Below are 13,436 nucleotides of genomic sequence, written 5' to 3'. Positions count from 1 at the left end.
TATGGCACCCCTTTCGAGCGCCCTTGCGGGCGTCCTACAGACTTTGGAGGACTAGCGTCCATGAAAATCCTCGTCGCCGTTAAGCGCGTGGTCGATTACAACGTCAAGGTTCGCGTCAAAGCGGACAATTCCGGTGTCGATCTCGCCAACGTCAAGATGTCCATGAACCCCTTCTGCGAAATCGCCGTGGAAGAGGCCGTGCGCCTGAAAGAAAAAGGCGTTGCGACTGAAGTAATCGCCGTTTCCGTCGGCCCCGTGGCCGCCCAGGAGCAACTGCGTACTGCACTGGCTCTGGGTGCTGACCGCGCCATTCTGGTCGAGTCCGCCGATGACCTGAGCTCGCTGGCCATTGCCAAGCTGCTCAAGGCTGTTGTCGACAAGGAACAGCCCCAGTTGGTCATCCTCGGCAAGCAGGCCATCGATTCCGACAACAACCAGACCGGCCAGATGCTGGCTGCGCTGAGCGGCTACGGCCAGGGCACCTTTGCCTCTGCTGTGGAAGTCTCCGGCGAGAGCGTCAAGGTCACCCGTGAAATCGACGGCGGCCTGCAGACTGTTGAGCTGAAACTGCCGGCCATCGTCACCACCGACCTGCGCCTGAACGAGCCACGCTATGCGTCGCTGCCGAACATCATGAAGGCCAAGAAAAAGCCGATGGAAAACCTCAAGCCGGAAGATCTCGGCGTGAGCGTGTCTTCTACCGTCAAGACCATCAAGGTCGAAGCGCCGGCTGCCCGCAGCGCGGGTATCAAGGTCAAGAGCGTCGACGAGCTGGTCGACAAACTCAAGAACGAAGCCAAGGTGATCTGAGATGACGATTCTAGTTATTGCTGAACACAACAACGCTGAACTGAATGCCGCGACGCTGAACACCCTGGCTGCTGCCAAAGCGATCGGTGGTGATATCGACGTACTGGTTGCTGGCGAAGGCTGCTCCGCCGTCGCTGATCAAGTCGCCAAGGCCGAAGGCGTGACCAAGGTGCTGCTGGCGGATAACGCTGCCTACGGCCACCAGTTGCCGGAAAACCTGGCGCTGCTGATTGCCGAAGTCGGCAAGAGCCACAGCCACATCCTCTGTGCTGCCAGCACCAACGGCAAGAACTACGCCCCGCGCGTCGCTGCACTGTTGGACGTGGATCAGATTTCCGAGATCATTGCGGTCGATAGCGCTGATACCTTCAAGCGTCCGATCTATGCCGGTAACGCGATTGCCACCGTGCAGTCCAGCGCCTCGGTCAAGGTCATCACCGTGCGTGCTACCGGCTTTGACGCCGTCGCAGCCGAAGGCGGCAGCGCCAGCGTCGAGGCGGTTTCCAGCGTCCAGGATGCCGGTGTATCGAGCTTTGTTGGCGAAGAGCTGGCCAAGTCCGACCGTCCAGAACTGGCCGGTGCCAAGATCGTCATTTCCGGCGGCCGTGGCATGCAGAACGGTGACAACTTCAAGCACCTGTACTCGCTGGCCGACAAGCTCGGCGCTGCTGTTGGCGCTTCGCGTGCCGCAGTTGACGCAGGCTTCGTACCCAACGACATGCAGGTCGGTCAGACTGGCAAGATCGTCGCGCCGAACCTGTATATCGCTGTGGGTATTTCCGGCGCGATTCAGCACCTGGCCGGTATGAAGGACTCCAAAGTGATCGTCGCGATCAACAAGGACGAAGAAGCACCGATCTTCTCGGTAGCCGATTACGGTCTGGTTGCGGATCTGTTTGAAGCGATTCCGGAGTTGGAAAGCAAGGTGTAAGGGCAGCGGCAAGCTTAGAGCTACAAGCCTAAAGAAAACCCCGGTTCGCGAGAGCCGGGGTTTTTTATTGTCTGCTGGAAAGTCAAAATGGATTCCCGCTTTCGCGGGAATGACGAGGCTGGGTGGCGGATCTGGTTCGATGCACCAATACCGGCGCGGTTTTGCGGGTGTTAAGGGTCAGCCTTAACGGCGCGGACGGACTGTTGTTATGGCTTATGGGTGGTGGCATAACTCCGCTTGGATTCCCGCCTCCGCGGGAATGACGAAGTCAAGTTAAGCAATGGTACCCTTATCCACTAGCGCATCACCTTCCAGTACCCCCCGTCATTCCCGCGGAGGCGGGAATCCAAGCGGACTGTCAGAGCCACCCCGCAGAGCCAGAAATTCGCCGCGCCCCACCCCGCCATTCCCGCGAAAGCGAGAATCATTTTGACCTTGCATCAGTTCGGACCGGCAACTCGGTTCATGGTCGCCTTGCAGCGCAGGTTAGCTCTGGCGTGATTCGCCGGCCGGAGTAGCCTGCTGCACCGGTATCGTCCGAGCTCCACTCTAGCGCATCAAAATAGAACGGTTTCTCTAAATTACCCCGAGACCCGCTATCCAGACGCATCCGTATAGCGTGCTATGCGGAGCAGTCGCGGCTATGGGTGCGTTTCTTGCTAGCACAATGCTATCTCACTGCATTGGAGGATAGCGCGTGCAACTACGTAGCCATGAAATGGCCCTTTCCGGGCCAGAGCGCAGTTGGTTACCCTGGTTTGGCGGTGCGGGAAAGCTGCGCATGGGTTGGGCCTGCTGGATCAACAATAATCGCTATGCTCAGTTGGAAGAGATTTTCGATAGCCTGGCCGATACGCGTATGCGCCTGCTGCAACAGTGGTGCGACAACCAGTGGACCACGTTGCAGAGTATCAGCCGCGACCTGGAAGATGCTCCCGCGCCAGCCACAAGCTCAGTGCTGCAAAAGCTGAAAGGCAAAATGCCGGACGCCAGCGAGCTGTTCCTGCTGGATGCGCAGGGCAAGCCGTTGCTGAGCAATGCCAGCCTGGACGCGTCGCTGAACGTGCACAAGAACGCGCTGCTGGCCGGCCTGCAGAAACCCTTTCTGCATGGCCCCTACATCGACCCACGAACCAAGTCTCTCGGCCCTTCCACCTCAAGCTTTCATGATGCCGTGACACTGATGTTCTACCAGCCTTTGCGCTATCAGGGCGAACCCTGTTGCCTGTGCGCCCGAGTCCCCAACGACGTGCTCGGCGATCTGATCCAGCGCGAGGCGGGGCATATTTATCAGGAGTCCGGCGACAACTATATATTCATGGTCGAATCGCAATTCGACTCCGCGATCGAACCTGGCCGTGCCCTGTCGCGCTCGCGCTTTGAAGACAGCACCTTCAGCCACGGCGGTAATCTCAAGGAAGGTATCGCCACCCAGTGGGGCACAGTCAGCGTCAGAGAACATACCGAGTTTGAAGTGCGCTTTACCGACCCGGCCACCAAGGCCCTGCACCCAGGCGTGCGCGAGACCATCCGCAAGGGTCAGAACCTGTATGTGAGCTACCCCGGCTACTCCGACTACCGGCATATTCCGGTGATCGGCAAGGGCGTGACCTTCAGCCTAACCGGCTCCCCCGACCGTTGGGGCATGATGTGCGAAGCGGATCTGGAAGAAGTCTATCGCTACCGGTCGCTGAGCTACGACCTGATGAAACAGTTTCTGGCCTTGATGCTGCTGATCAGCGCCTGCCAGATCGGCACCGCCTACTCCGGTCTTGGCCAACCGGCCGCCAGCCTGCTGAACCTTGGTGTGGTAGCCGGCAGTGCACTCTGGTTCTGGCGCCGCGGCACACTAAAGCTGGCCAGACGCATGGGCCGCATGACCGAGATCATTCGTAATATTGCCGAAGGCGAAGGCAACCTCAGCCAGCGCCTGGATACCACGCGATTGGTGGCGGATGAGACCGGTGAAATGGGCCGTTGGACCAACAGCTTTATCGACAACCTGGATACCATCGTTGGCCGGGTCAAGCAGGCCAGCCGCCATGCCCTGCAAAACAGCGAGCAGATGCTTGGCCACAATCAACATGCCAGCAACACTGCCGAAGAGGTCACCAGTACTATCGAGCAAATGCTCGGCATGATCGAGACCCAGGTGCAGACCATTGGCAGCGCCTCGCACACCGCTGCGCAGATGAAGCAGACCATGGCCGAGGTGGTCGACACCGCGCGCCAGCGGCTGGATACCGTCAGCGAGGGCACACGGCAGATTCGCGACATCGTCGCGACCTCAGCGCATAGCGTGCAGGAAGTGGACAAACGCTCGCATGAGATTGCTGGCATGGTCTCGATGATTACCGACATCACCAGCCAGACCAATCTGCTTGCGCTCAACGCGGCAATCGAAGCGGCGCGCGCTGGCGAACACGGCCGCGGTTTTGCTGTGGTCGCTGACGAGGTCAGAGCATTAGCATCGCGCACGGCCACCGCAGCCAATGAGATCAGTCAGGCGATCACCGCCATTCGCGACGCCACGCATCAGGCAGTGGGGCTGATGGAGCGCGGCGTTAGCGACGTCGACCAGCAACTGACCAGAGCCAGCAGCGCCGCCGATGACAACAATATGCTGCATCAGACGGTGGAGGAGCTGTTCGAGGTGATCGCGGTCATGGATACCAACAGCAAGGAACACGGGCGCCAGGCTGATCACGTGGCCGAGGCGATCACCTCTATGGCCAGGGTGATTCAGACGCTGCGCTCCAGCTCCGGCCAGGTCAAGGAGACCGCCACGCGTCTGCACCAGTTGTCGGACAGCTTCCAGGTCAGCGCCGACCGCTGATCAGACCAGCGCCACCGGTGTCAGCGGCGAGCCTACGGCGCCGGGCAAACGCAACGGCGGCGCGGTCAGCATGAACCGCGAGCGCCCGTTAGCGCGCAGGTAGCTGGCCAGCTCGCTGAGGTACCAGAGTTCGCCCAAGTGAATACCGAGCTTGAACAGGCAATGCTCATGCAGCGGCAGCGCGGCGCAGCAGCCCTGTCCCTCGCGCGCGGGATAGGCCTCGACCGCGTAGTTGTCGGCGATCAACACGCTCAGGCCGCTGTCGGTGATCCATTGCAATAGCAAAGGATCGCGACCATCCAGCACCGCACAGCTGTTTTCCAGCGTGTGCGCATCCGGATTCTTGTGCATGCCCAGCACCACATCGGCAAAGCCGGTATACAAGCAGACCATGTCACCCGGCTCAATCACTACCCCGTCCAGCTTGATGATCTGTTGCAATCGAGCGTAATCGACCAGGACACGCTCATGGCCGCAGTGCTTTTCCAGATCGATCATCACCGCACGGCCGCTCACCGCGGTCTCGGCCATTTTCTCGATCCCCAAACGGTTGGCGCAGACGCCTTCCAGCGCATCCTCGTGACCACTTGGGCCCTGAATATCGTCACCGGCGCGCCAGCCGTTGTAGTACAGCGGCTCGGCTTCGCCGTCACCGTCCGCGTCGAACAGCGCGCCGACATGCGAGAGCGCGTCCCACTGGGTGGAATACTGGGTAAACAGCAACACCGCGTCGTCACTGACCACATCGGTGAAGGTCGGATTGATGCGGTTCAGGGCGAAATTATAGTTAAGCTTGTCGCCGCGCCCGGAGGTAAAGCGCCGTGGCGGATGACGCAGGCGATTCAGCGCATTGCCGCCGGGGTAATCCAGCGGCAGGCTGAGGCAGAATGAGCGGCCTTCATGTACCTCGGCTACGCCCTGCAGCACTTTGTCCGGGGTGAGCAGGTTGAGCCTGCCCAATTCGTCATCCGGACCAAAGTCACCCCAGTTGGACCCTTCCGGGCGGTTTTTCCAGCGCATGAGCGTCTCCTTTGCGTTCGCGGCATCAGCGCTCAAGATGCCACGCTCAAAGGCGTCGGTCACGCTTATCACCCCCGGTGTTGCATGAACATAACAACCGCTCGCGAAAAAGCCGCGTGCAGCTGTCGCCGCGAATATGGCCGGCATGGTTTAATTGCCACCCCTTCTATTCACTACCGATGGACACCCAAATGGATTGGCTGCAAGTCATTGTTCTGGCCATGGTGCAAGGCCTCACCGAGTTCCTCCCCGTTTCCAGTTCTGCCCACCTGATTCTGGTACCCGCACTGACCAGCTGGGAGGACCAGGGCCTGGCCTTTGACGTGGCGCTGCATCTGGGCAGTCTTTCGGCAGTAGTGATCTATTTCCGCCGCGATCTGATCAAGATGACCCGCAGTTGGACGCGCTCGGTGACCCATCGGGAGATGGACAGCGACGCACGCCTGGCCTGGGCGGTTATTCTGGGCACTATCCCTGTCGGCATTGCCGGGCTGCTGCTCAAAGACAGTATCGAAACCGTACTGCGTTCGCCTATCTATCTGGCGATCGGTTTGATCGTGTTCGGTCTGCTGCTGAGTTGGGCCGACTGGCGCCACAAGGGTGAGCGTGAAGTCGAAGAGATGAACTGGAAGGACGTATTGTTTATCGGTCTGGCCCAGGCCGTGGCGCTGTTCCCCGGTACTTCCCGCTCGGGCATTACCATGACCGCTGGCCTGATGCTCGGTCTCAGCCGCGAGGCATCTGCGCGCTTCTCCTTTCTGTTGTCGATTCCGGTGATCGTGATCGCCTGCGCACTGAAGTCATTCGATCTCGTAACCGCCGGCGTGCCAGTAGATTGGGCCTTCATGATCGGCGGCGTAGTCGCCTCCGGTATCAGCGCCTTTCTGTGTATTCACTTCTTCCTGGCGTTTATCAATCGCATCGGTATGCAGCCGTTTGTGATCTACCGCATCATTCTGGGGGTCGTGCTGCTCTGGATGTTCCTCTGAACCGTCCCGCTGCTTTAGCGGGTCCGATAAAAGACCAGTTAGCCCGCATGCCTACCGGTTCACATTCCGGGGCTGCCCGCCTTGTAGCGGGCCTTTCCTGGCACTAGCATCCCTGGCATAGGTAACGGATTATCCACCGCCAGGGAACAAGGCCATGTCAGGAAAACCCGCAGCGCGTCAGGGCGACGCCACCCAATGCCCCAAGAAAGGCCACGGCAGCAGCACCATTGTCAGTGGCTCACCGGATGTATCGTTCAACGGCATGCCCGCCGCGCGCCTCGGCGATAAAACTGCGTGTGGCAGCACCATTACCGGCCAGGTGATACCCAACGTACTGATCAACGGCCGCCCTGCGGTGGTGACCGGCAGTACCGGTGCCCATGGCGACGTGGTAATCGGCGGATCGGGCAATATCTTTATTGGTGGCTCGGTGAGTTTTGGCACCGGAAGTGCGCTGAGTGCAGAAGATGCAAACGCCGCCCAGGCTTTGGCTCCGACCGCCCATGAGCTGCGACAGGGACCTCAATCAGAACAGTTTGCAGAGACACTTGAGTACGAAGAGGAGGAAGAAGAAACCGAGCTTCCGCTGGAACAGCGCATCACTCTACGCCTGGGGATGTTCTTCGACGGCACCGGCAACAACCTGGCCAACGCCGCCCTGACTGAACAATGCCGGCGTCAGGATCTGCACGACTTCGACCCCGAGACCCTGCAAGCCATTACCCAGCTATGTGAATCTCGGCAATACCGCGACACCAATGGTGACGGGCTATTTGATCAGATACCGGGGAGTAGTTATGGCAATGCCATGACGAATGTAGCGTTGTTGTTTGATCTTTATGAAGATCAAGCAGATCAGCAGTTGGAGAGCACAGCCAAGCAGGCGTATTTGAAGGCGTACATCGGCGGTGCGGGTACTCGCAGTGGCGGATCTGACTCACCTCGAGGTCTTGCGACCGGGCAGGGAGACACTGGTGTTATTGCGGGTGTGGCACAAAGCCCTAACATTATTATTGGACAACTACGCCTACTGCTTACCAATAACCCCCATCTTGTTATCGAGCGCGTTGAGTTCGATATCTTTGGCTTTAGTCGAGGTGCCGCTGCGGCACGGCATTTTGCCAATGAGCTGCTGAAACCTGACGGGGGGATGCTATCCAATACACTTAATCAGAATTCGCCCGCATACAAAGCCGGTTTTGAATGGGCTAAACATGTTTGCATCAACTTTATTGGCCTATTTGATACAGTCGCTGCAATGGTCGATCCACTGAGTGGCGACCTGAATCCCGGAAATGCGCGAAACCCAGGTATCAATCTGTATTTGCCGCCAGATTGTGCGCGCAAGGTAGTGCAACTGACCGCCCAGCATGAGGAACGCTATCTGTTCAGCCTCAATCAGGTTGGCCCCGCCCATGAGGAAATTGCCCTGCCGGGTGTGCATTCGGATATCGGGGGTGGGTACCCAGCAATGATGCATGAGCGGCTGCTGGTTGATCGTCCCAGGGTCATTCCTTTCCAACGCGGTGGAGACAATAGCAGCGCAAATGCCATTCGCGCTACTCGGCAGTGGGACGAGCGCAATACCGTGCAAATGCAACTGATGGGGCTGGGTCTGCCCGGGTCCGGTGAGTTTAAACGAGAGCAAATCAGCCGAGTCGCTCCGAATCAGCGCAATCTGGACGCTACCGATACCGTATTAACTCTGGGGCTGGATCGAAAGGTCAGAGGGGAATTGTCGAGAGTGGCGCTGCGGGTAATGCACGGATGGTCGGTGAAATTTTCGGTACCGTTCAGAAGCATACCCGATACCGAAAAATTTAAACTCCCTAGCGAGCTGCAAGCTATCGCCCAAACCATTATTTCTCAGGCACTCCGCGGCATAAGCGCTCCGCTCTCCCCCGATGAATCTCGCTTTCTTCAAGGCTATTACATACATCGCTCGGCCAACTGGACTACGTCAAGAGGCCTCCTACTTAATCGCCCCAGGGCAGGCGGTAGGGCTATTTATCCAGATCAACCGCAAAAAGGTTATCCCCAATGAAATCGCTTTGTCTGCTGCTCGGCTTGATCATCAGTCTGAGTGCCTGCGCTCGCGACCCGCTTAATCCGCCGCCGCCCAAGCTACCCTACGACCGCTGGAGTATCGGAATGATGGCGCCGAACTATATGGAGGTCTGGGTGGAAAGTGTCGACGTCTTGGACCAGCGAGGTCTTGCCTATTACCGGGTTCACGGCGGGTTGGCCTCAATTCAAACCCCCCCGGATAATCGGGGCAATCCCACTGGCTGGCCTGAGCGTGTGGGCTCCGGGGCGCTCAAGCCCATGACAAACATAGACCTTCCCGAAATAATCTTTGTACGGTGGCAATCCCTAGTGGAGCCGCAGACCTACCATGTTCGGATCAATATTCCCGAGTGGGCGCGGGAGGAAATGCTCAAACCTGACGAGGCCTATTGTCGATTTGACGGCAAGAATGTTACGAGTTACCGGAAGAATGTCACTCTTGGCCTCGCCCCAGGCGGTATCGCCAAAGCCTGGTTAATCGGCGGTTGTCTTGAGCCCATCGAGATTGGACGCTTTGTAGGCAAAATTCACCCGGAAGGCCCGGATCAGGGTCGGTCGGAGGGCCGCTATGCCTTGCCTCTCTCCGAAGAGTCTAAAGCCTATATCAAAGCCCACGGCATTCCCTACGACAGCTGGTAATCCACTGCCCGCTGGGTTTTCACAAATATCAGCGTGCTCTCCGCCGCAGTCAAACGCAATGCATCAAAACTGGGAACGCGTAGCCAGCTGCCCGCTGGCAAGGGCTCACCATTCAGCGCAATGCTGCCCTCCAACACCAGAATTTCGCCCCGGGTCTGACCTGGCAACGGCACCGGCATCGCCTGGGCGTAACGTTGAAGGTTGCTGCATTCGTTAGCAAAGGTATGCAATTGGGCCTGCTCCATGCCTTGGTCCAGTGTCTGCCAGGAGAACTGCTGTGGCTCGAGCCGCAGCGTAGTCATGTCTCCCTGGGCAAACTGGTTGAGCTTGACGAAGATCTGGCAGCCGGGCTGCGAAAACGGACTGTGCCGGGAGCCGGCAGGGCTGCGCAGGTAACTGCCCGCAGGATAATCTCCGCCCTCGTCGCTGAACACGCCGCTCAGCACCAGTATTTCTTCGCCATTGGGGTGACGGTGCTCGGGAAAGCGCGCTCCAGGCAGATACTCGACCAGGCTGGTGACTTCGCCGCTCTCCGGCGCTTCCCGTTCCAGAGGCCAGCGTCTGACCGGCGCCTGCGGCGCATCCAGCCAACGTTGATCGCCGGGGCGGACCAGTACCGCCAGCCGGCGATCCATATTCAGCGGCGTAAAGGAATTGGGCAAGATGATCTCCACAGGCATGAGTGAGTTACCAGCATAACCCCAGTTCCGACCGCTGAGAGGCCGCGCTTGTTACAGAACAAGTAGCCTACTCCGGCAACTGCAAATCCAGTACCAGCGCTTTGAGAAACCGCGAGGCCTCGCCGCCCGTCACTGCACGATGGTCGAAGGTCAGTGATAACGGGAGCAAAGGATGTATCACTACCTGATCTTCCCATGCCACCGGCTGCTTACGCAGGGTGCCGGCACCGATGATGGCCACCTGCGGCGGCATCACTATTGGATTGGCATAGCGGCCAAACAGCGTGCCGAAATTGGACAGCGTAATGGTCGCACCCATCAACTCCCTGGGCGGAATCGAGCGTTTCGCAACATCCTCGCGCAGCTGTGCCAGACCGCGTCTCAAGTCGTCAGGGTCACGCTCGGCGATATCCCGCAGCACCGGCACAAATAGCCCGTCCGGCGTATCCACAGCGACTCCCAGATCGATCTGCGCATGCAGTTGTACCGTAAGCCGCCTTCCATCAAAGCCCGCATTCAAGGCTGGTTGCGCCTTGCAGGCGACGGCGATGGCCCGGGTCAGCCGGATCATCGGATCGCGCACCGGGGCCGTCCAGGCATGCAGGTCGGCATCCTCTACCAGCATCACCGGCACCACCTCGGCATGCGCGCGCGCCATGTTCTTGGCCATGGTCCGGCGCACGCTGCGCAGCGCTTCGCCCTGCCCCTGCCCAAGCGGCTCTGCGGCCCGGCGCACATCTTCTTCGTTGATCAGCCCGCTGTCACCAGAGCCATGCAGGCGCGCCAAATCCACATCCAGTTGCTGCGCCAGACGGCGGATTGAGGGCGTGGCTCTGGCAGGCTGAAAATCCCGGGTGGAGGGCGACATGCCGATATGAAACTCCTCCGCAGCCAGGCCCGCTCTGGCATCCGCCTTGCCCAGATTGCCGACCCCAAGATCACCGACCCCAAGATTACCAACTACAGTACCGCTGTCTTCGGCTTCGCCCTCGAAAACCACCAACGGCTCGCCCACGTGCAACTGGTCGCCCGGCTTACCGAAACAGCGCGCTATCACGCCCGCCTGGGGCGAGGGTACATCGACGATCGCCTTGGCCGTTTCCACCGAGACCAGCAACTGATCCACCTCGACCTGATCACCAGCCTGCACATGCCACTCGACAATCTCCGATTCCTGAAGCCCCTCTCCCAGGTCTGGCAGTTTGAAAGTTTTCATAGCTGTTCTCCGTTCATTACCGCACGCGCGGCCTGACAGATACTCTGCACGTCGGGCAGATAGGCCAGCTCTTGACGCGCGTAGGGAATTACACAGTCGAGCCCGGTGACGCGCAATATGGGTGCGCGCAACGCCTGCCAGGCGTGCTCCTGCAGCAATGCGGCGATTTCCGCGCCCGGGCCATAACTGCGCGCCGCTTCGTGAACAATCACGCAGTGCCCGGTCTTGCTTACCGAGGCGATCAGCGTTTGGCTGTCCAGCGGCTTGAGGCAGGCGACATCAATCACTTCGGCATCCACGCCCTGTTCCGCCAGCAGTGCCGCGGCTTCCAGCGTTTCCTTGAGCGCCGCCCCCCAGCTGATCAATGTAAGATCCTGGCCTTCGCGCAGGGTAAAACAGCTATCCAGCGGCAAAGCCTTACCGTCGTCAGGCACCCGCTGCTGCACCGAGCGATACAGACGCGTGGGTTCAAGAAAGATCACCGGATCCGGATCGGCAATTGCCGCCAGCAGCAGGCCATAGGCCCGCCGGGGCGAGGACGGAATCACTACGCGCAGGCCGGGAATATGCGCGAACAGCGCTTCGGTACTTTCGCCATGATGTTCCGGCGCGTGGATGCCGGCACCGTGCGGCGTACGCACCACCATCGGACAACTTAGCCGGCTGCGGGTACGGCTGCGCAGGCGGCTGGCGTGCGATATCAACTGCTCCATGCCAGCGTAGATAAAGCCCATGAACTGGATTTCCGCGACCGGTTTTAGGCCTTGTGCCGCCATGCCCACGCTGATACCGGCAATCAGCGTTTCGGCCAGTGGCGTATCCATCACCCGGCGGAAGCCAAAGCGCTCGTGTAAACCCACCGTCGCACGGAATACGCCCCCATTGCCGGCCACATCTTCGCCCAGCACGACAACGTCCGGGTCGTCCTGCATCGCCCGGTGTAGCGCCAGATTGATGGCCTCGACCATGCACAGGGATTTGTCCTCACTCATGGTCACCTCCGTTCAGCGACGCCACCCGCTTGCCAAGCTCGGCACGTTGCTGATCGTACTCAGACGGTAACTGGGCAAACAAATGATCAAAGGCGGCGGTGGCCTCTGCCTTTGGCGTACCGCGATAGCGCTCGACCGCGGCAGTGACTGCTTCGCCAAGCTCGGCCTGCAGCGCCTGTTCCTTGTCCTCATCCCATAGATGCTGGCCATGCAGAAAGCGCCGCATGCGGCTCACCGGCTCATGCTTCCAGGCGGCGTTCAGTTCGTCATCAGAGCGATAGCGGCTGGCATCGTCTGCGGTGGTGTGATCACCCAGGCGATAGCTGACGCACTCGATCAGGCTTGCACCTTTGCCTGCACGAGCTCGCTCAATCGCATGCAGCACCCGGTCATAGACAGCCAGCACATCGTTGCCATCCACTTGCTCGCCCGGCACGCCGGCACCCAGCGCTTTGTGCGCCAGGGTGGGCGCAGCGCTCTGCAGGCTGCGCGGTACCGAGATCGCCCACTGGTTGTTATTCACCACAAAGACCACCGGCAGTTGCCAAACGCCCGCCAGGTTCAGGCTTTCGAGAAAGTCGCCCTTGCTGGTCGCTCCATCGCCGCAGGTAGTTACCGCCACCCGTGGCTGCTGGCGCACCCGAAAGGCGGTCGCTACGCCGCAGGCATGACAGGCCTGGGTGGCAATCGGTACGCAGATGGGAAAATCCTCCGCCACCGCCGGGTTTTCCCAGGCGCTGCCCCGCTCGTCTCCGCCCCAATAGAGCAGAATTTCGTGCATGGCCACGCCGCGCTGCAACTGGGTGGCTGTGTCGCGGTAATAGGGAATGAGTACGTCTTCTGAGGCCATGGCCCGGCCGACGGCCGAGCCGATCGCCTCCTGCCCGAGCGTCGAGGCATAGGTACCCAGTTGGCCAGTGCGCTGCAAGGCCACGCACTTTTGATCAAAGCTGCGAACGCGTTGCATGTTTTTGTATAACGACAACAAAAGCGCGTGATCTGCGGTCCAGGCTGGCAGTTCGCCCAGCGGCTGGCCTTCATCGTCAATCAGGCGGGTGTAAGGCAGATTTACCGTCAAAGACATAATGTTTCTCCTCAACCGCATGCTCTGGTGGCTGCCGATGGCGAGTGCCGGTCCGGCCGGTAGGCCGCGACCCCTGATCCACCTGCTTGTGGCCGGCGGACTGACCCGCAGCCGGATGACGCTGCGTGGGCAGGATTCTGCATGACCGAGGACGGTCAGGCAGAACTCGATA

At 59.7% G+C, this 13,436-nt stretch carries 11 protein-coding genes; 6 read left to right on the top strand and 5 right to left on the bottom strand.

The window, feature by feature from the left end:
• Nucleotides 1-60 precede the first annotated feature (60 nt).
• From EAO82_RS02685 to EAO82_RS02675, 3 genes are all read left to right on the top strand, one after another.
• Complete coding sequence (locus EAO82_RS02685) at nucleotides 61-810, top strand: electron transfer flavoprotein subunit beta/FixA family protein (protein WP_153274262.1); 750 nt, start codon at nucleotides 61-63, stop codon at nucleotides 808-810.
• 1 nt (nucleotide 811) lies between these two features.
• On the top strand, nucleotides 812-1,741 hold the full coding sequence (locus EAO82_RS02680) for an electron transfer flavoprotein subunit alpha/FixB family protein (RefSeq protein ID WP_096344995.1): 930 nt from the start codon (nucleotides 812-814) through the stop codon (nucleotides 1,739-1,741).
• Nucleotides 1,742-2,459: 718 nt separating this feature from the next.
• The gene (locus EAO82_RS02675; protein ID WP_096345622.1) at nucleotides 2,460-4,577 is read left to right on the top strand and encodes a methyl-accepting chemotaxis protein; all 2,118 of its coding nucleotides are present in this window, start codon (nucleotides 2,460-2,462) and stop codon (nucleotides 4,575-4,577) included.
• On the opposite strand, the gene EAO82_RS02670 is transcribed toward EAO82_RS02675, so the two are convergent.
• A complete protein-coding gene (locus EAO82_RS02670) occupies nucleotides 4,578-5,597 on the bottom strand; it encodes a cyclase family protein (protein ID WP_096345621.1) in 1,020 nt (339 codons plus the stop codon). It lies immediately after the preceding gene.
• A 191-nt stretch (nucleotides 5,598-5,788) separates the two neighbouring features.
• On the opposite strand from EAO82_RS02670, the gene EAO82_RS02665 reads away from it, so the two are divergent.
• The 3 genes from EAO82_RS02665 (at nucleotide 5,789) to EAO82_RS02655 (ending at nucleotide 9,292) form a co-directional block, all read left to right on the top strand.
• Nucleotides 5,789-6,586, top strand: a complete 798-nt coding sequence (locus EAO82_RS02665) for an undecaprenyl-diphosphate phosphatase (protein ID WP_096345620.1) — start codon at nucleotides 5,789-5,791, stop codon at nucleotides 6,584-6,586.
• A 154-nt stretch (nucleotides 6,587-6,740) separates the two neighbouring features.
• The gene (locus EAO82_RS02660) at nucleotides 6,741-8,630 is read left to right on the top strand and encodes a PAAR domain-containing protein (RefSeq protein WP_096345619.1); all 1,890 of its coding nucleotides are present in this window, start codon (nucleotides 6,741-6,743) and stop codon (nucleotides 8,628-8,630) included.
• Nucleotides 8,627-9,292 carry a DUF2931 family protein gene (locus tag EAO82_RS02655; RefSeq protein WP_096345618.1) on the top strand — a complete coding sequence of 222 codons (666 nt, stop codon included), beginning with the start codon at nucleotides 8,627-8,629 and terminating at the stop codon, nucleotides 9,290-9,292. Before EAO82_RS02660 ends, EAO82_RS02655 begins: the two co-directional genes overlap by 4 nt.
• Here the strand turns inward: EAO82_RS02655 and EAO82_RS02650 are convergent.
• The 4 genes from EAO82_RS02650 to pdhA form a co-directional block, all read right to left on the bottom strand.
• Nucleotides 9,277-9,954: a cupin domain-containing protein gene (locus EAO82_RS02650; protein ID WP_218838564.1), complete on the bottom strand. Its 678-nt coding sequence runs from the start codon at nucleotides 9,952-9,954 to the stop codon at nucleotides 9,277-9,279. The genes EAO82_RS02655 and EAO82_RS02650 overlap by 16 nt on opposite strands.
• Before the next feature lie 85 nt (nucleotides 9,955-10,039).
• Nucleotides 10,040-11,188, bottom strand: coding sequence for a dihydrolipoamide acetyltransferase family protein (locus EAO82_RS02645; RefSeq protein WP_096345617.1), 1,149 nt, complete (start codon nucleotides 11,186-11,188; stop codon nucleotides 10,040-10,042).
• Entirely contained in the window at nucleotides 11,185-12,180 is a 996-nt protein-coding gene (locus EAO82_RS02640; RefSeq protein ID WP_096345616.1) for an alpha-ketoacid dehydrogenase subunit beta, read from the bottom strand. Before EAO82_RS02640 ends, EAO82_RS02645 begins: the two co-directional genes overlap by 4 nt.
• A complete protein-coding gene (gene pdhA, locus EAO82_RS02635) occupies nucleotides 12,173-13,264 on the bottom strand; it encodes a pyruvate dehydrogenase (acetyl-transferring) E1 component subunit alpha (RefSeq protein ID WP_096345615.1) in 1,092 nt (363 codons plus the stop codon). Before pdhA ends, EAO82_RS02640 begins: the two co-directional genes overlap by 8 nt.
• Nucleotides 13,265-13,436: the final 172 nt, after the last annotated feature.

The organism is Halopseudomonas pelagia, assembly GCF_009497895.1.
GTDB lineage: Bacteria > Pseudomonadota > Gammaproteobacteria > Pseudomonadales > Pseudomonadaceae > Halopseudomonas > Halopseudomonas pelagia_A.
The sequence above is the reverse complement of the archived record's forward strand: the minus strand, read 5'-3'. Positions and strand labels throughout refer to the sequence as shown.

Excerpts from the sequence above, each read along its gene's own strand:
- EAO82_RS02685 (WP_153274262.1), top strand. The coding sequence starts at position 61 with ATGAAAATCCTCGTCGCCGTTAAGCGCGTGGTCGATTACAACGTCAAG.
- EAO82_RS02680 (WP_096344995.1), top strand. The coding sequence starts at position 812 with ATGACGATTCTAGTTATTGCTGAACACAACAACGCTGAACTGAATGCC.
- EAO82_RS02675 (WP_096345622.1), top strand. The coding sequence starts at position 2,460 with ATGGCCCTTTCCGGGCCAGAGCGCAGTTGGTTACCCTGGTTTGGCGGT.
- EAO82_RS02670 (WP_096345621.1), bottom strand. The coding sequence starts at position 5,597 with ATGCGCTGGAAAAACCGCCCGGAAGGGTCCAACTGGGGTGACTTTGGT.
- EAO82_RS02665 (WP_096345620.1), top strand. The coding sequence starts at position 5,789 with ATGGATTGGCTGCAAGTCATTGTTCTGGCCATGGTGCAAGGCCTCACC.
- EAO82_RS02660 (WP_096345619.1), top strand. The coding sequence starts at position 6,741 with ATGTCAGGAAAACCCGCAGCGCGTCAGGGCGACGCCACCCAATGCCCC.
- EAO82_RS02655 (WP_096345618.1), top strand. The coding sequence starts at position 8,627 with ATGAAATCGCTTTGTCTGCTGCTCGGCTTGATCATCAGTCTGAGTGCC.
- EAO82_RS02645 (WP_096345617.1), bottom strand. The coding sequence starts at position 11,188 with ATGAAAACTTTCAAACTGCCAGACCTGGGAGAGGGGCTTCAGGAATCG.
- EAO82_RS02640 (WP_096345616.1), bottom strand. The coding sequence starts at position 12,180 with ATGAGTGAGGACAAATCCCTGTGCATGGTCGAGGCCATCAATCTGGCG.
- pdhA (WP_096345615.1), bottom strand. The coding sequence starts at position 13,264 with ATGTCTTTGACGGTAAATCTGCCTTACACCCGCCTGATTGACGATGAA.